Origin of the sequence: Flavobacterium sp. B183, from assembly GCF_023539155.1 — a bacterium.
Taxonomy (GTDB): Bacteria; Bacteroidota; Bacteroidia; order Flavobacteriales; family Flavobacteriaceae; genus Flavobacterium; species Flavobacterium tructae.
Genome location: NZ_CP097434.1, coordinates 5241689 through 5259824 on the forward strand (window position 1 = coordinate 5241689; position 18136 = coordinate 5259824).

Consider the following 18136-nt stretch of genomic DNA (forward strand, 5'->3'; position numbering starts at 1 on the left):
AATCAGTCCTCATACATTTCCATCCACAAACGGGTCTCCTCCAAATCCAGTTCCTTTTCAATTTTCCTGAAAATCTCTTCGTGAACAGAACCGGTTTTGTGCATCAGTTCCAGTTTGTCACGTTCTATGTTTAAAAGATCTATCTGGAGTTTGGTGAAGTCGTTGAAGATCTCCCCTCTCAAAACCTTTCCTTTTCCGAAGAAATTAGCCGGAAGTTCCGTTTTTTGAAGACGATTGAATTTGACTTCGTATTTGCTTTTTATGTTGTGCAGTAAATCATCGTTAAGCAAAGAAAAATTATCCTCGATGTGGGTAATGGTTTGCGAAACAATAGTATTTCTGATTTCATATTCTTCGGCAAGAATTGAATACGGTTGCACTTTTAACTTTTTAATCAGCCAGGGCAAAGTAAGTCCCTGAATGACCAAAGTCGAAAGTATCACACAAAAAACCAGGTAGATGATGAGGTTTCGTAAAGGAAATTCGGTTGTTTTGTTCATCATTAACGGTAAAGCCAGCGCAGCCGCCATGGATACTACACCTCGCATTCCGGACCAGCCGAAAATAATCATATTACGATAATCAAATTCTTCTTTCATACGGATTCTTTTACTAAGCATTCTCGGAAGCAAAGTTGCCGGAACCACCCATAAAAACCGAACCAAAATTACGACTACACTTATCGAAGCGCCCCAAACAAACAAGGACCAACCTGAGTAATCTCCAATTCCGGCAATAATTTGTCGCAGCTGCAATCCGATTAAAATAAAAATCAAACCGTTTAAAATATTGGTCAAAACACTCCAAATCGTTCCGGCCATAATTCGGCTTTCGTGCGTAAAAATTGTTCCGGATCGGGCTGACAAATAAAGTCCGGTAGCAACTACGGCTAAAACTCCTGAACATTCAAAATGCTCTGCGATTAAATAAGAGGCAAAAGGCGTTAGCAAAGTCAAAGTAGCTTCGATCACCTCATCACAGACAAATCTCTTGTGAATATAACACATAATAAACCCCACAGCCAAACCAATTGCAATTCCCGCTACAGACATTACAACAAAGTTTAACCCCGCCTGCCAAAGCACAAAATTACCGGCCGTAATTGCGGTTAATGCATATTTGTAAGCTACCAGACCACTGGCGTCATTCACCAGACTTTCGCCTTCAAGAATCGAGATTAATCTGGGATGCAAACCCAATCCTTTGGTAATCGAAGTCGCAGAAACCGCATCCGGAGGCGAGACTATCGCGCCTAAGAGAAAAGCCAAAGGCCAGGAAATATCATCAATAAGCAGGTGCGCTGCAATTGCTACTGCCACCGTGGTAAACAACACTAAACCTACCGCTGCCAAAGTAATAGGCCGGATGGTTTGTTTAAAATCGGACCAGCTGGTGTACCAGGCGGCGTGGTATAAAAGCGGTGGCAAAAAGATAATAAAAACCACCTCAGGACTTAAAGCAATTACCGGAAGTCCGGGAACAATACTAATCACCACACCACAAAGCACTAGTACAATGGGAATTGGAAAATTGTATTTTTTACTAACGAGACTCAAAAAAGCGACTCCAAATAGTAACATGATGATTACAGTAATATTTTCCATTTTCGAATTGTTTTGGTATTTCGGTTATAACACTACGAATATACTATTTTTAGGACTTTAGTTAGAATTATGTTTCTGGGGGTTCCTTTTTTAGCCACGGATTACATGGATTAAAAAGATTTTTTTTACACATGTCCAAAAACTAGGTATCACCAATATTAAAATACTTTTTATACAAAATTTAAAATCCAAATAATCGTTTTAATCTGTGGCAAAAACAATTGCCAGCGGCAGATAAAATCAGAAGTGATAAAACTCATTTAATCAAATTTTGTTACATCCGACCTTATAAATACTTTAAAAAAAATTACATTTGAACCTTAATTCATATCCCAAATTATGATCCTGAAAAGAAATTTTATCGGTGTACTCGCCTTACTGGCTGTCTTATTTCATGCACCGATTGCCTATTCTCAAACGACTTCTCCAAAAACAGAGACTAAATCAAAACTATTTGAAGAAACCACTACGGATAGTGACTATCTGATGGCTATTGAAAAAGCGGGAGAGGTTTTGGAATCTGCGCATAACGATACTGAATTTGATGGAAACAGTCATCGTTTGTTTGGTGAAATCAAAGGAACGCAAAGTAAACTTGATCTTATTCTGGCCAGCCTAAAAGGAGCAAATCCGAATGTACGCAACCAGCAAATGTATCGCATTGTACTGAAAGAAATTGAGCTGGAACTTGACGAACAAAATACAGCAATCAATTCTCGCAATCTGGCACTTGAAAAAATCAAAAACAGGGTAATTGATTTGCGCAAGGATAAAACCCTCATGGGACTTTTGAAAGACACCCTTCGCCGCAAGCAATTTAAAAGTGAATTTGCGAATCTGAAAAAAAGATACTTGAGTACCGACAGTCTGATGACCAAGAATCAAAGTATTTTAAACCACAATAAAAGATTAACGGTTGAAAGAAAAATTGCAGTCTCTAATGCCTTAATTACTGTAGAGAGTAAACTGGAAAAATCCGGAATCAGTATGCTTAAAAAAGAATATCCAGTTTTATGGAGTACAAACGATTCTGTTGCAAAAAAGATCGTAGGTAAAAACATTAAAGCCAAAATAATTATTGAAGAAAACGTTGCGGAATATTATTTAAGTTACAGAGCCGGCGGCTTAATCACATTGCTTTTATTGATGGGAATATTGGGTTGGTACATTTCCCGTAATTTAAAATACCTCAACAGTAATGCACATGCCGAAAACCTGTCTCAGCTTAACTTCAAATACATCAATAGAGGTGTTGTTATTCCGGTTGCTGTCATTGGTCTTAACATTGCTGTAGTTAGCAATTTATATGCTCCGGCCCTATTTATTGAATCGATTCAGCTGGTTCTTCTGGGACTACTTACAGTACTTTTTAAAAATAAATGGTCGGCCGTTGCCATGCGCAACTGGTTACTTCTTTTGGTATTGTTTTTTATGCTGTGTTTCTTAGACTTGTTTATCCCTGTTGGTTTTATGCAGCGTTGTGCCTTTATTGTAATCAACCTCTTCGGAATCCGCTATGGTTTCGTGCAGATCAAAACCTTAAAAGATCAGTTGTACATCAAAGGCTTTTTTAAATGGGCCACCATCATTTTTATTGGTCTGAATGCTTTATCCATTTTCGATAATGTTCTCGGAAGAGTTTCACTTGCCAATATGTTAAGTCTTACTGCTTTTATATCGCTAACGCAGATCGTGGCACTGAGTGTACTTTTAAAAATTGTACTCGAAATTATTCTTTTACAAATTTACACGACCCGCATTAAACGTGGTATCGAGAAAATCTTTGATCATGAAAGCTTATCTGATACACTAAAAAGACCATTCATCATTGTCATCAGTTATATGTGGATTGTGGTCATTGCAGCCAATTTAAACATTTGGGAATCACTGCGCACCGGTTTGGGTTCGCTACTAAGTCATCCAAATACGATTGGAAGTATCACTTTTACGCTGGGTAATATTGTCTTATTTTTTATCATCATCTGGGTTGCGCATTTATTACAAAACTATGTGGCTTATTTCTTTGGAGAAATTGACGATGAAAACGAAGAAACGATCAATAAAAGACAGCATTCTAAACTACTCATCACAAGGCTTGTGGTTTTAATAAGTGGTTATCTTTTGGCTGTAGCTGCTTCGGGAATGCCTCTGGACAAACTGAGCATTCTACTGGGAGCCTTGGGTGTTGGTGTGGGTCTTGGACTTCAGAATGTCGTTAATAATTTCGTCTCAGGTATCATCCTGATTTTTGACAAACCCATTCAGATTGGAGATGTCATCGACATTAGTTCTGAATCTGGCCGGGTAAAATCGATGGGATTGCGTACCACCAAAATCAACTCTTCAAACGGTGCCGAAATCATTATTCCGAACGGTAATTTGTTATCCCAAAATATTACGAACTGGACCTATACCGACAATTTTAAACTCGTTGAAATAACAGCCAAAGTAACTGGTGATGTTATGCCGGAAGCAATCAATGCGATTATTCTGGAATCGCTCGAAAGTATGGCATTGGTCAATACATCCAAAGTTCCGCAAATTTATTACAGCGCCATTTCTGATGGAAAATTCAAACTGCAAATAAAATTCTGGTGTAGCATTTACCGTACTGAAGAAACTATCAGCAATGCAAGACAGGTTCTTTTCAGTAATTTTAAAGAAAAAGGCTTAACGCTGTCTACCTAAACATACTCCTACTTTTCGAATTCAAAGGAATAAAAGATGGAAATGACTTTCTCAAAAGTTATTTCCGTCTTTTTATTTAATCTTCTAACGAACTCATTTACCTCTTTACATATTTATTCAGGATGTAATGTGTCACAGGTCGTAACGGACTATTATTTTCCGGATGTCTGCCATGTGCATCAAAAAATTCAATTCCATTTGCCGTCTTAGCATACCATATAATCGCTACTCCGTTTTTATCAAAATAAGTGGTCGTATCACAAACCTTAATCTTTTTAAGATTGACAAGCGTTGGGTCTATTATTTCAATATTAGCAGATTTAGCAAAACCTTGTATTTTTAAATCACAATCTACCATTTCATAGTGATCCCCTGACCACTGCATACATTCCTTATCTGGAAAAGCGAAATAAATAATTAAACCTATTAAACACAAAATACCAACAATACCAATAATAGCACGTTGTAATCCTACCCCAAGTTCAGGACTAGGTTCAGGATCATGGATTTCTTCAACATCTACATTTACAAATGAATTGATTTGTGTTTTTTTGACTTCAATACCATTTATTTCCTCTGTCCCGTTTACTTTTTCTCTTTCTTTTCTAACCAAAAAATTATCTAGAATTCCGGAATGCGTATTCTCTTCCTTTTTCGGATTCAATACTTCTATTTTTTCTTCATTTTCAATCAGACCTTCAACTTCAATTTGACCTTCTTCTTCAATTGAACCTTCTTCTTCAGTTAGATCTTCTTCTTTAAATAACTCCTGCATCCTAAATTTAGTAAAAGGTCTTGCCTTGAAATCGACCAGGATTGCGGCCATATTTACTACATCCAGAATTGTTGGATCGGATTCTCCTTTAAAAAAATTATCAATAGGTCTGAATTTATCTATTTGCTTATCAAAGCTATTCTTTTTGTTCACATCAAAAGCCAGTCCTAACAAAGAACTAAAAACGGTTAAATCGTCCTGATTTCTATTTTGCTGCTGAAATAATTCCCAACATAAATTGCGGAGTTTGGCTCTGGTAGGGTTTTCCAAATAAACAGAATGTCCGCCCTTTTTTTCTATCTCATATTTCTTCTTAACCGCTTTTTTGTAATCTTCAAAAGTATTGTTTGGCATGATATCTTAGGATTTTTAAGGATTTGTCAATTGGATTTTCAAGGACTTTTACGGAATTATAAGGACTTCAAAAAATACATCGGAATTCCCGGAATTCCTTATCAATACAGGCTTACAAGCGTCGTTACTTTGCCTTCAGAATCAGTTAACGTTTTGATCTGCAGGTCAAAAACAAATGTACAAAACTAGTTCAATTAAAAAGTGCGGAAAACCGTAAAACGGAGTTTATCCGGGAAGTATAAATGAAAATTTTACGGCCTACGCACTTCACTTCCCAACAAAATTGGCATCGCCATAACAAGATTCAGAAAAGTTCTGAACGGGCATGCCGCATATAATTTTTAAATCCAAAAACCATGAAAAATTTATATTTGATGGGAGCAATTGTGCTTCTTAGTGCCTCTTTATATTCTTGCACCGCTGACGAATACGATACTGCAAAAACAAATGACAAACCTGCAATACCTGCATATGCTGACGGGCCCGGAGATCAACCCATAACGGTTCCGCCACCACCACCACCAACAAAATAATGGCAAATTAGATTATTACATTTACAATTAATTACTATTTTTAGGGGAAAGTAACTTTTATGGTACGATCCCCTTTTTTTTATTTTTTATTTTTCCTGCTGCTTATTTCCTGCAAAGAAAAAACTGTCGATACTGTTGATACTACCTCAACTAAAAAAGAGGCCAGAGGGTATCTCAGTAAAGGGATGGAAAATTTTCAGAATAAAAATTTTAACACTGCATTCTACCAATATAATAAAGCAAAAATAGCCTGCGAAACCTTAAAAGACAGTGCCAATATTGTATACAGCCTGATTCAGATGGCTAATATACAGCAGATCAACGGAGATTATTACGGCAGCAAAGAAACCCTAACTGAAGCACTGCCCTATCTCAAAAAGAAAGATGTGTATAGTGCTGCCATTAATAATTCATTTGGCATTGCTGACAAAGAACTCTCTATCTATAATGACGCTATTTTCTTCTATAAAGAAGCTTTAAAAGACTGTACCGATGATGCATCCAGACAATCTCCCTTAAATAACATTGCCGTTGTTTACATTCAGCAGAAAAAATATACTGAAGCGATCAACATCTTAAACACCATATTGGATAAAAAACTCTTAGATAAGGAGCCACCAAAAAAAGCAAGGGTTTTAGACAATCTGGGCTATGCCTATTTTAAAATGGGTGAGACGGAAAAGGGATATTCCCTGATGAACGAAGGGCATAAAATGAGAACTCAGAGCGAAGATTTCTATGGAAGTATCGAGAGTAATTTACATTTAGCCGAATTTTATTCCAAATCAAATTCCCAAAAATCTAACCAATATGCTCAGGCAGCCTATCAGCTTGCGACACATTTCAATAGTGTTGATGAACGCTTAAGGGCTTTGTCCTTTTTAATGTCTAATGATTCCGGAATTAAAAACGTACAGTATGCCCAAAAGTTCATTTTCCTGAACGACAGTATTATTAAGATCCGAAACAATTTTAAAAATAAATTTGCTAAAATTAAGTACGATTCTAAAAAAGAGAAAGATGAGAATCAGAAACTTCGTTTAGAAAGAGCCGAGAACTTGCTTTCAATTCAGGAAGCCAAATACCAAAGGGCGTTTTTTATAATCGGAATAGCTGCTTTGTGTCTTTTACTATTGTATTTGAGAAAATTTTATCAAAACCGAAACCGAATCGAAAAATTAACAGCGGCATACGATACCGAAACCCGGATTGCCAAAGACATTCATGACGAATTGGCAAATGATGTTTTTAATACCATCACCTTTACACAAACACAGTCTCTGGAAAGTACCAATGTAAAAGAAAATTTAGTTCATAAACTGGATCAGATCTACAATCGGGTTCGTGGAATTTCAAGAGAAAATAATGAAATTGATACGAAAGCCAATTATGCGGTTAACTTAAAAGAAATGCTTTCGACATATAACAGCACCAGTACCAATGTCATTATTAATAATATTGAAAAAGTAAACTGGGATTTAGTTGACGATATCAAAAAAGTTGCTGTACATAGGGTTCTACAGGAATTAATGGTCAATATGAAAAAGCACAGCGAGGCATTAGTAGTCGTTTTGAAATTTGAAAATACTGCCAACAAAATACTTATTGAATACTCTGACAATGGCAAAGGCTGTGAAAAAGATAAAATAATCAAAAATGGCCTTCAGAATATGGAAAACCGTATTCTGGCCACAAAAGGAACTATTACTTTTGACACTGAACCAAGTAAAGGTTTTAAAGTAAAAATAACACTGCCTAAATAAATAACTTATGTTTAAAAAAGTACTAGTTGCCGAAGATCTTGATACTATGAATTTAGGAATTGAACAAGTCCTGAAGGATTTAAATATCAGCCATTTTCAACAATCAAAATATTGTGATGAAGCCTTTCTCAAAATACGGAGAGCAATTCAGGATGATGAGCCTTATGACTTATTAATTAGCGATCTTTCCTTCAAGACTGATCATCGCGAAGTAAAAATTGCTAACGGAGATGAACTGGTTCAAAAAGTACGTGAATTACAGCCCAATATTAAAATCATTGCTTATTCGGTCGAAGATAAAAGTTATCGCATCAAATCACTTTTTGAAGATGCAAAAGTGGATGCTTTTGTATTAAAAGGTCTCAATAGCATCCAAGAACTGAAAAAAGCGATTCATCTTATTTTTACTTCAGATCAAAAATTTATTTCGCCTGAGGTTGCTTCTGCACTTCAGGAAAAAAATAATTTTGAAATCGATGATTTAGACATACTCATTCTAAAACATTTATCGCTCGGAACTCTTCAGGATGATATCATAGAAACGTTTAAAGAGATGGGGATAAAACCCAATAGTAAAAGCGCCATCGAGAAAAGAATTTCGAAACTGAAAGATTTTTTCAAAGCCAATAATACCATTCATTTGGTTACCATTACCAAAGATATGGGAATTATTTAAGATCCCTGATTTTTAATCCTACCTATTCAAAGCTCCTTCGGGGGCTTTTTTTATGGTCCAATTTTAAATTTTCCAGATTATGGATTTCCGTAAAATACTGGTTCTTAATGAACCTACATTTGATAAAAATAAAAGAATGATTCGTTCAGATCAGCTATTATTAGAATTACCCGAACGCAAATAATAATTTAAAAAAACCAATTATGATAAACGATTTAAAAAAATTCTTAAACGAAGAACAAGATCCAAAAGCCGTTGAAAAGTTATTAAGCAAAGTCAATGGATTACTCACCTCAGGTGAACAGGTAGAATACATAGCAGTACAAAAAAAACCGGCCTTAAATTTATCTCCTGACTGTATTGCCTTAACTAATAAAAGAATAATCTTCTGTAGGCCGAAAAATTTAGGTTTGTCAATGGATTTTCAGGATTATGCCTGGAAAGATATTTTAGATTGTCACATGAAGGAAGGAATTATGGGTGCAACTTTTACTATGAAGACGACCACAGGAAAAATGAACATGCTTGATTATTTGCCAAAGTCACAGGCCAGAAAATTGTATCAATTTGCTCAGGAAAAAGAAGAAGAAATGATTGTTTACAGACGCGAACGCGATCTTGAAAACAAGAGAGCAATTGCCGGAGGAGGAATAACTGTAAATACCGGGACATCAGTTCCTCAAAGTACAGAGCAAAAAGAAGATCCTATTGAAACACTTAACAAACTCAAAAAATTACTGGAAGGCGAAATCATTTCGCAAATAGAATTTGACTCAAAAAAAACAGAAATATTATCTAAAATGTAAATTATGAAAAGTAAACTAACTGCAACAATTTTAACTTTCTTTCTTGGAGGACTTGGAATTCACAAATTCTATTTAGGAAAATCGACACAAGGAATAATGTATATTTTATTTTGCTGGACATTAATCCCCTCGATACTAGCTTTCTTTGAATTTTTCGGATTGTTATTTATGTCGGATCATTCCTTTAATGTGAAGTACAATAATGGATTTTAGCTTTTAAACACATTAAAAAAATATGCTTAATAATTATAGAATCTTCTATAAAATCTCATTCCTACTTCTAACACTAGGAATGAGCTCATGCCATAAAAAATTACCTCCTCAAAAAATAAACACTTTTTATCAGGAGGTAATTACTCCGGCAGATCGCCAGACTATTAATCCCGAAGAAGCCAAAACCTACCACATAGACACTGAATATCAATATAAATACCGCACAGGCACTTCAGGGAATTATGAATACAACTATAACGTAAAAGGGGTTGATATTAAGGGAGATTCGGTTTTTGGAAACATCAATGTAAAAGGAAAATATGGTGCAGGAATCTTAAAGTTTGATACTATTCCTGATCTCGAAATTAAAACAGAATGGATAGAACATGAAAAACTAAATGCTAAAGATTTAAAAGGGAATACTTATCAACTAGTCGTTCACTAGCCAATTTCCCAAAAACCTATTCTTATGAAATACACTTTACTTTTTATATTTTTAACCTCTTTTCATCCCTTTGAAGCGAAAGTATTTATCTGTGGCCCAACAGGTGCCAAAAAATACCATTACAAGGAAAATTGTCGTGGTCTGAGCTCCTGTCGTAGTGAAATTTCCAAAGTGTCTGTTAAACGTGCACAGGGCCTTGGACTCACCCTTTGCGGTTGGGAAGACTGACCTTATCAAAGCGACAGAAATTCTTTTAAACATTTGATAATAATCACTTTACATTTAATTCACATTAGTTTTATTAATTTGAATAAAACTAATCGTTATGAAATTCTTTAATCTAAATTTTCTAGTTTCATTCAAAGAATGGCTTTTTTTAAGAGCAATGCAATCTTCTTTCCTTCATTAATAAATTACAATTTTAAAAAGGAAAGTACAATTGAATGAATAAAGTTGAGACCTCATTTTTGCATAAAAACCAATTTGGAGATGATTTCTTGTGGGGTGTTTCAACCGCCGCTTTCCAAATTGAAGGCGCACATGATACCGACGGAAAAGGCCCTTCTATTTGGGATGTTTTTACTTCTCAGAAAGGAAAAATAAAGAACGGACATCATGCTTCAACTGCTTGCGATTTTTATAATTCGTACCAAAACGATATCGATTTAATTCGTGAGCTGAATATTCCGAACTTTCGATTTTCGATCAGCTGGCCCCGAATCATGCCTACCGGGGTTCCTCCAATTAATCAGGCCGGAATAGCCTATTACAACAAAATCATTGACGCTCTGCTCTCGGCCGGAATTGAACCGTGGATTACACTTTACCACTGGGATCTTCCACATGATTTAGAGCTAAAAGGAGGCTGGACCAATCGCGAATCGGTTAACTGGTTTTCGGCCTACGTTGAAATCTGCGTCCAAAGTTTTGGTGACCGGGTTAAAAACTGGATGGTAATCAATGAACCCTCCGTTTTTACAGGTGCGGGGTATTTTCTGGGCATTCATGCTCCAGGAAAAAAAGGCATTACCAACTACCTAAAAGCCATGCACCATGTCACTTTAGCTACCGCAGCAGGTGCCAAAATAATACGAAATCGTATACCAGACGCTCATATTGGAACAACTTTCTCCTGTACACATATTGAACCCGCAACTCAGTCTTCTAAAGACATCGAAGCAGCGAAACGGGTAGACACTTTATTAAACAGAACTTTTATCGAACCCATTTTAGGAATGGGTTATCCCCAAGGCGATTTACCGGTATTAAAGAAACTTAATGCTTATATTGTAGAAGATGATCTCAATAATTTGTCTTTTGACTTTGATTTTATTGGTCTGCAATGTTACACCCGCGAAGTTGTAAAATCATCTTTACTTATTCCGTATATCGGTGCCGAACTAATCAGTGCCGAAAAAAGAAATGTCATTTCAACCGATATGGGATGGGAAGTTTACCCTCCTGCTCTTTATGAAGTACTTAAAAAATTTAATGCCTACAATGGTATCAAAAAGATTATTATTACCGAAAATGGCGCCGCTTTTCCCGATACTCTAAAAAATGGAAAAGTATATGATATTAAGCGTACGCACTACATTCAGGACCATTTGGAGCAAATTCTGAAAGCTAAAAAAGAAGGTCTAAATGTTGACGGTTATTTTGTTTGGACACTTACTGACAATTTTGAATGGGCCGAAGGTTACAACGCCCGTTTTGGATTGATACACGTAGATTTCGACACCCAACAAAGAACCATCAAGCATTCAGGATTGTGGTTCAAAGATTTCTTGTCTTAAGATAAACGCTGTATAAAGTAATTTTGCTCCACTTCCATTGACGAAATCAGAACAAATTTTATTGGCTTAAAAAGTAAAAAATACGACACCGAAATCTTATAATTTTTTTGTATTAAAAAGCAAAAAAAACACCAAAAACCCTTGATTTCATTAGGTTTACTGGTGTTTTTTTCTTATCTTTATAGTATAAATAACAGCCAATATATGCCGAAAAACACACTCTTTACACGCCTGAATTTTGTTTCAAAAAATGATTCATTTTACTTCTTCCTGCATTTTATTTTTCAAAATGCTTCTCTGTTTTATTTCAAAACTATTCCGTTTGGTCTTTTTTACGCACAAAGTATAAACGTGCAGAAGACACAAAAGCGACCGCCCCAACTGTAGCTGTAATTATTTTTCGTGGATAGATTTTCTTAACTATTTTTCTTGAGAGTACGTACTTAAAATTATAGAAACGATTTCCTTTTTCAGGATAACTTTCCACGAGATTGCCTTCTTCGAGGTTACCTTCTTCGATGATCTCGACCTCAGCAGCTGCATTAATTTCGACAACACTTATCATGTGTTTGACCTCATTAATTCGACACTTTTCATTGTACTTTTTAAAAGGACGTGGTTGAAAGTCTACCATAATTGCTGCCAGATTTATGGCATCAATATTTGATGGATCGGTCTCTCCTTTAAAAAAAGTTTCGATCGGTCTGAACTTATCTTTTTGTTCATTAAACTTATTTTTTCGTGTATGATCAAAATCTAAACACAATAAATTTCTGAAAACATTTAAGTCGTCCTGAGTCGGATTATTTTCAAAAATAATCCAACACAAGTCACGGAGCTTTGCGCGCGAAGGGTTGTACAAATAATCAAAGTATTCACCTTCTTTCTCGATCTCGTATTTGCTCTTAATCGCTTTTTTGTATTCTTCTAATGTCTGGCTATGCATGGTATTTTTTTGGGAATTTTCGGGAATTGTTGGGAATCTCAGGAAAACGAGGGAATTCTGGGAATCCCCTACCATTAAAGGCTTTAAAGTGTCTTTTCTTTGCCATAGAAATTAGTTCAAGTTTTATCTGCAGATTAAAACAAAAATATAAAACTAGTTCAAATTAACAGTGTAAAAAAAACCGTAAGACCGATTTTATTCGGGAAGTATAAATAACGTCTTACAGTTCTACACATTGTACTTCCCAAAAAACCAATATTGGTATTGCCCTAACCAACCTCCGGACTATTTCCGGTCAGCAATACCCATGTCTAATTTCTAAATCTAAATAATATGAAAAAGCTAATAATTTTTATCGCTTTCACGATACTATTCAGCATGTTCTCCTGTACACCTGATGAATACGAAACTCCAACCAAACAGGAAAAGGAAAAAGCAATCACTCCTGCAAAACCAACTTTTGCAGATGGGCCTGGCGATGGAACACCTCCACCTCCACCTCCACCAGAGATTTAATAAAGATATTATTTTTAGTATCTAATTAATTACTATTTTCGGGGAAAGTAAATTTATATGTTACGGTCCCCGTTTTTTTATTGTATTATTCTTTTTTTTCTGTTTTCCTGTAAAGAAAAAGAGACCATAAAAACAAACACAGAAGCTATCCGAAAAAAAGCGCTTAATTTACGGAATAAAGCAATTGAAAATCATACCAAACAAAACTTCAATAGTGCTTTCGATCAGTTTTATAAATCAAAGCAACTGTACGAGGCTTTAAAAGAAAGTGGCAAAAAAGACAGTGTCAACATCGGCTACATCCTGATCCAAATTGCATCTATTCAACAAATTAATGGAGATTATTACGGTAGTAAAGAAACTGTTACCGAAGCCCTATCTTACATTAAAAAGAAGAATGTCTATACAGCATATATAAATAATATATTAGGTGTTGCCGACAAAGAACTTTCCCAATATGATGATGCAATCTATTACTATAAGGAAGTTGTCAAAGATTATACATCACCTATTGAAAAGTTATACCCTTTAAACAATATCGGGGTCGTTTATATCCAACAAAAAAAATATGACAAAGCAATTATTCTTTTAGAATCTCTTTTAAACAAACAATTATTAAAAGAGAAAACTTATGCCAACAAGAAATCACTGGTTATGGATAACCTAGGTTATGCCTATTTTAAGAATGGAATGGAGGAAAAAGGATTTCGCTTAATGAATGAAGCGCTCCAAACCAGAAATGAAATTAAAGATACTTACGGCAGTATTGAAAGCTACCTGCACCTCGCAGATTACTATACTAAAAAAGATATTCCAAAATCAGATGAAAATGCCCTTGCAGCTTACAGCGTCGCCACAAAACTAAACAGTGTTGACGAAAGATTGGAAGCCCTTCAAATTCTAATTTCTAATGACCACAGTCCTAAAAAAAGCCAATACGTTCAAAAATATTTTAAACTAAACGACAGTATCATTAAGGTTCGAAACAACTTTAAAAATAAGTTTGCTAAAATTAAATACGATGCTAAACTGGAAAAGGATGAAAATGCTAAACTTCGTTTAGAAAAAGCCGAAACTCAATTGTCTCTCCAAAGAGCTAAATATTTGCGAATTGTATATATAATCATTTTCGTTTTCTTAGTCATTCTAATTTTAATTGTAGTGCGTTATTACAAAAACAAGAACAAAGCAATCGAATTTAAAACTTCGTATATGACCGAAGCCCGCATCGCGAAAAAAATCCATGATGAGCTGGCAAACGATGTTTATAATGTCATTGCTTTTGCAGAGTCACAGCCTTTATCTAAAGAAAACACCAGAGAAAATCTACTCCAAAAACTAGATGATATTTACGGCCGTGTAAGAGGAATTTCTAGAGAAAACAACAAGATTGAGACTGGTGCAGATTTCACTTACAGCATTAAAGAAATGCTTTCGACTTACAAAACCAACGAAAGAAACATTATTGTCACCAATTTAGAAAGCATTAACTGGGAAACGATTAACGATACTAAAAAGATCACCATTAGCCGAATTTTACAGGAATTAATGGTGAATATGAGAAAACACAGCAACGCCACTATTGTTGGGATAAAATTTGAAAATAATGAGAAATCAATCGCTATAAACTATACCGACAACGGTAAAGGTTTTGAAAAGGCCACTATTGCAAAAAATGGTCTGCAAAACATGGAACAACGCATCCAGGCCGTTAAAGGAACTATTACTTTTGATACAGCACCGGATAAAGGATTTAAAGCGAACCTATCTATACCTAAATAAATTCAACATTATAATTTGACTATCTAATAATTTGCATAGACAAAAAAAGCCTTTCAAGATTACTCTCAAAAGGCTCTTTCCCTTCAAAAAACAGGTTAATAAAAAACTAATCCTGTATACTATTTCGTTATTTTAAGGCAAATAAACTTTAGTTTAAATTAGATACAATGTCTTTCTCTAAAACTTCAACGGCTTCTTTCCAGTTGTTTACCCTTAAATGGTGCGTTAGATTAACGTTATGAAATGCGGTAAACATAATTGGTTTTCCCATGCAATGATCTAAATTTTTTCTGTGATCATCAATCATATAATCGGTATTGATAATTCGTTTGCTGCCGCATAAAATGATGTTTTCCCATGTGATAAAAGGAAAATGCTCTGCCAACCAGGCTACTTTCTCAGCCAGTGATACCGGAAACTCTGTTGCAGCAGAAACAATAAATATTTCAAAATTTTCCTGTAATCGGCGTAAACTTTCGACTGCGTCGGGTATTACCGGCAGATTTCTGAAAAAATTATCTGCATTCAAAACTTTACGCAAAAGTACCCTGTCACTAAAAGCTTCTTCTTCGCTTAATCCCTGAATACTTTCTTTTGAAAGTGAGGTTCCGCTCTCTTCGTTATACTGTTTTATTAATTGTGCTTCAATGTCGGCAAGTACACCGTCCATATCGATGGCAATAGTTTTCTTTTTCATTTCGATTAATTTTGCAACAAATTTACGCAAATATTGCAAAGTATTGCAATTTTAACTTATTTTTGCAATATAAATTTGCAAGACATGAAAAAAGAGGAACGTCAAAAAGTAATTTTAGAATACCTGTCAAAAGAACATCGACTTACTTTACAAGAACTTAGCGTCTATTTAAATGTTTCTGAAGACACGATAAGACGGGATGTAAAAGAACTTTCAGATCAGGGATTGTTAAAGGCTGTCCGCGGTGGTGCGGTTGCCCCGTCTCCGATTCCGCTTCATTTTAGAAATAGAGAGAAACATGACCTTGAAAACAAAAAAATAATAGCCGAAAAAGCAATCTCTTATCTAAAAGACGGGCAGGTTGTTTTTATCGATGGTGGAACCACTTCATTAGCTTTAGTAGCCAGTTTCCCTTATGATTTGAAAATAACGGTTATTACAAACAGTTTTCCTGTAGCGGCCCTAATCGAAGATTTGCCCAATATCGAATTGATTTTTGCAGGGGGAAGAATGTGCAAAACTTCTTTCGCGACTGCAAGTATAGAAACCATAGATTTTTTCAGAAACTTCAGAGCTAACATTTGTATTCTCGGACTTTGCAGCATTCATCACGAACGTGGTGTTACAGGGATTTTACACGATGATTCTCAGATAAAAAGAAACATGATTCAGCACTCCGATTTTGTTATTGCTCTGGGCTCTATCGAAAAAGTAGGCACTGCTGAATCCTATTTTGTTTGTCCGATTAAAGATATTGACGTACTGGTGACCAATATTGATCCGAAGGATGAAACCTTAAAACCTTATCAAAATGCAGGAGTGACACTTGTTTAAAAACTTTTTGGTTTCATTACGCACTGTAGCATCAGAATTGTAGCCCTAAAAGTGCGTCTTTATTTCTGTACCCTACTATAAAATTCTCCTTACTATTTTTCATAACTTTACACCTATCAACAAATTAATCCTAAAAATCCATTTACTATTTGAAAATTAAACATCCGTAAAATGCAATTCCAATATTTTTTGCCATCAGAAATTCTGAAGCCTTATATCAAACATTACTATATTTTTGAATCAGATTCGGATAAGGAGTTTGAAGACACAGTATTTCCGAGTGGCGAAATGGAAATTATTTTCAATCTTGGTGATGGCATTTGGGAATCATTGGTTGACCAGACTTTCTACAAAACTCCAAAAATTGAATTATGGGGACAGATCACTAAACCTCTTGCCATAAAATCAAAAGGCAAACATACGATGTTGGGAATTCGGTTTTATACGCACACGGCAGCTTATTTTTTTAAGGATGAAATCGGAATATTCAACAATCAGATTTTCGATCTCGAGGATATAATTGGTAATCCAATAAAACATTTGCACGATCAGTTACTAGAAACTTCTGATATTAAAAAAAGGATCGAACTGATCGAAACCTTCCTGATACAAAAAATTATAACAAACGATAAAATATCGGATAAGATCGAAAAAGTAGCTCACATCTTATCCAGTTTACTCAACGACCCGACTGAAAGCAATATCAACAGTATTTCAGTAAAATATGGTATAACACCCCGTTATCTTCATAAACTAGTCTTTCAGCATACGGGACTCGCTCCAAAAGCATTCAATAAAATCAAACGTTTCCAACACAGTCTTAAGCTCATTAACACTACCGAATATCCCTTTACTTCTATTGCTTATGATTCTGGCTATTTTGATCAATCCCATTTTATAAGGGATTTTAAATCCTTTACGGGAACTACGCCAACTTCCTATTTAGAGAATCAGTCTCCTATCAATCAATTAATTATCTAAAAAGAATATTCTGCATTACAAAATTAATTCTTAGTACCTTAGAAACTAAGCCCCTTCATTTAAAATTCAGTTCCGATTTGTACAATTCAGACGTTTTTACCCTGACTATCTTTGACAAAAATAATAGTCAATCTAAAAACTTTATACTATGAATTCTTTTAATACGACATCAGAATTGAATCCAAAATCAACCTTTTTCTTAGTTGGTTTTTACAACCTCTTTTTTAATCGAAATCTCATTTATCTGACATTCAAATTCATTGCAATTGTCCTGTTGCTTTCCGGCTGTAATTCATCTTCCAAAAATAAAACAGCAGATTTAAGAGAAGCAAAAAAAGCAATACAGGAAAGCAATGCCATTTATTTTGATTCTTTTAAAAACAATGATCCGTCCCTATTTATAGACCGCTATGCCGAAGATGCTTCTATCTTACTCCCAAACGCACCACAAATCTATGGAAAAGAAGGTGCGGCCAAATTTTTCAGAAAAGCTTATGATGAATATGGCTTAAGAGGCGGAAAATTTATCACCACAGCAGTATACGGTGACGGCATAGCATATGTGACCGAAGAAGGCCTGTGGCAATCCTTAAACTCCAAAGGTGAATTAATGGATGATGGGAAATTTTTGGTTCTCTGGAAGAAAACTTCAAAAGGCTGGAAAATGTTCAGAGATTCTTTTAGCAGTAATCGAGAAGCTAAACAATTGAAATAATCTCTTTTACAT

General features: G+C 35.2%; 18 protein-coding genes. 14 read left to right on the forward strand and 4 right to left on the reverse strand.

What is annotated here, in order from left to right; all coding sequences use genetic code 11:
- Positions 1 to 2: 2 nt before the first annotated feature.
- On the reverse strand, positions 3 to 1604 hold the full coding sequence (locus tag M4I44_RS21415) for a Na+/H+ antiporter (protein ID WP_249966059.1): 1602 nt from the start codon (positions 1602 to 1604) through the stop codon (positions 3 to 5).
- Positions 1605 to 1943: 339 nt separating this feature from the next.
- Here M4I44_RS21415 and M4I44_RS21420 point away from each other — a divergent pair, with 339 nt between their 5' ends.
- Positions 1944 to 4292 carry a mechanosensitive ion channel family protein gene (locus M4I44_RS21420; protein ID WP_249966060.1) on the forward strand — a complete coding sequence of 783 codons (2349 nt, stop codon included), beginning with the start codon at positions 1944 to 1946 and terminating at the stop codon, positions 4290 to 4292.
- Between the two features lie 97 nt (positions 4293 to 4389).
- Here the strand turns inward: M4I44_RS21420 and M4I44_RS21425 are convergent, their stop codons facing one another.
- Positions 4390 to 5421 (reverse strand): hypothetical protein, encoded by a 1032-nt coding sequence (locus M4I44_RS21425; protein ID WP_249966061.1) that lies wholly within the window; start codon positions 5419 to 5421, stop codon positions 4390 to 4392.
- 356 nt (positions 5422 to 5777) lie between these two features.
- Between M4I44_RS21425 and M4I44_RS21430 the strand changes: the two genes are divergently transcribed.
- The 8 genes from M4I44_RS21430 to M4I44_RS21465 all read left to right on the forward strand — a co-directional run bounded on the left by M4I44_RS21430 (position 5778) and on the right by M4I44_RS21465 (position 11653).
- Complete coding sequence (locus M4I44_RS21430; protein ID WP_249966062.1) at positions 5778 to 5954, forward strand: hypothetical protein; 177 nt, start codon at positions 5778 to 5780, stop codon at positions 5952 to 5954.
- 59 nt (positions 5955 to 6013) lie between these two features.
- Positions 6014 to 7717, forward strand: coding sequence for a tetratricopeptide repeat-containing sensor histidine kinase (locus tag M4I44_RS21435; RefSeq protein WP_249966063.1), 1704 nt, complete (start codon positions 6014 to 6016; stop codon positions 7715 to 7717).
- 7 nt (positions 7718 to 7724) lie between these two features.
- Entirely contained in the window at positions 7725 to 8393 is a 669-nt protein-coding gene (locus M4I44_RS21440) for a response regulator transcription factor (protein WP_017495302.1), read from the forward strand.
- Between the two features lie 203 nt (positions 8394 to 8596).
- Positions 8597 to 9199 carry a PH domain-containing protein gene (locus M4I44_RS21445; RefSeq protein ID WP_249966064.1) on the forward strand — a complete coding sequence of 201 codons (603 nt, stop codon included), beginning with the start codon at positions 8597 to 8599 and terminating at the stop codon, positions 9197 to 9199.
- A gap of 3 nt (positions 9200 to 9202) precedes the next feature.
- Positions 9203 to 9412 carry a TM2 domain-containing protein gene (locus tag M4I44_RS21450; RefSeq protein ID WP_081603505.1) on the forward strand — a complete coding sequence of 70 codons (210 nt, stop codon included), beginning with the start codon at positions 9203 to 9205 and terminating at the stop codon, positions 9410 to 9412.
- A 79-nt stretch (positions 9413 to 9491) separates the two neighbouring features.
- Positions 9492 to 9857 (forward strand): hypothetical protein, encoded by a 366-nt coding sequence (locus M4I44_RS21455; RefSeq protein ID WP_249966065.1) that lies wholly within the window; start codon positions 9492 to 9494, stop codon positions 9855 to 9857.
- 24 nt (positions 9858 to 9881) lie between these two features.
- Positions 9882 to 10085 carry a hypothetical protein gene (locus tag M4I44_RS21460; RefSeq protein WP_081603504.1) on the forward strand — a complete coding sequence of 68 codons (204 nt, stop codon included), beginning with the start codon at positions 9882 to 9884 and terminating at the stop codon, positions 10083 to 10085.
- 215 nt (positions 10086 to 10300) lie between these two features.
- Positions 10301 to 11653 (forward strand): GH1 family beta-glucosidase, encoded by a 1353-nt coding sequence (locus tag M4I44_RS21465; RefSeq protein ID WP_249966066.1) that lies wholly within the window; start codon positions 10301 to 10303, stop codon positions 11651 to 11653.
- 313 nt (positions 11654 to 11966) lie between these two features.
- Here the strand turns inward: M4I44_RS21465 and M4I44_RS21470 are convergent, their stop codons facing one another.
- Positions 11967 to 12599: a hypothetical protein gene (locus M4I44_RS21470; RefSeq protein WP_249966067.1), complete on the reverse strand. Its 633-nt coding sequence runs from the start codon at positions 12597 to 12599 to the stop codon at positions 11967 to 11969.
- Positions 12600 to 12932: 333 nt separating this feature from the next.
- On the opposite strand from M4I44_RS21470, the gene M4I44_RS21475 reads away from it, so the two are divergent.
- Positions 12933 to 13115 (forward strand): hypothetical protein, encoded by a 183-nt coding sequence (locus M4I44_RS21475; protein WP_249966068.1) that lies wholly within the window; start codon positions 12933 to 12935, stop codon positions 13113 to 13115.
- A 57-nt stretch (positions 13116 to 13172) separates the two neighbouring features.
- Positions 13173 to 14897, forward strand: a complete 1725-nt coding sequence (locus tag M4I44_RS21480) for a tetratricopeptide repeat-containing sensor histidine kinase (RefSeq protein ID WP_249966069.1) — start codon at positions 13173 to 13175, stop codon at positions 14895 to 14897.
- A 148-nt stretch (positions 14898 to 15045) separates the two neighbouring features.
- Here the strand turns inward: M4I44_RS21480 and M4I44_RS21485 are convergent, their stop codons facing one another.
- Positions 15046 to 15594 (reverse strand): 5'(3')-deoxyribonucleotidase, encoded by a 549-nt coding sequence (locus tag M4I44_RS21485; protein WP_249966070.1) that lies wholly within the window; start codon positions 15592 to 15594, stop codon positions 15046 to 15048.
- Between the two features lie 84 nt (positions 15595 to 15678).
- Between M4I44_RS21485 and M4I44_RS21490 the strand changes: the two genes are divergently transcribed.
- The 3 genes from M4I44_RS21490 (at position 15679) to M4I44_RS21500 (ending at position 18124) form a co-directional block, all read left to right on the forward strand.
- The gene (locus M4I44_RS21490; protein WP_017495294.1) at positions 15679 to 16428 is read left to right on the forward strand and encodes a DeoR/GlpR family DNA-binding transcription regulator; all 750 of its coding nucleotides are present in this window, start codon (positions 15679 to 15681) and stop codon (positions 16426 to 16428) included.
- A 171-nt stretch (positions 16429 to 16599) separates the two neighbouring features.
- On the forward strand, positions 16600 to 17409 hold the full coding sequence (locus tag M4I44_RS21495) for a helix-turn-helix domain-containing protein (RefSeq protein ID WP_017495292.1): 810 nt from the start codon (positions 16600 to 16602) through the stop codon (positions 17407 to 17409).
- 148 nt (positions 17410 to 17557) lie between these two features.
- On the forward strand, positions 17558 to 18124 hold the full coding sequence (locus M4I44_RS21500; RefSeq protein WP_249966071.1) for a DUF4440 domain-containing protein: 567 nt from the start codon (positions 17558 to 17560) through the stop codon (positions 18122 to 18124).
- Positions 18125 to 18136: the final 12 nt, after the last annotated feature.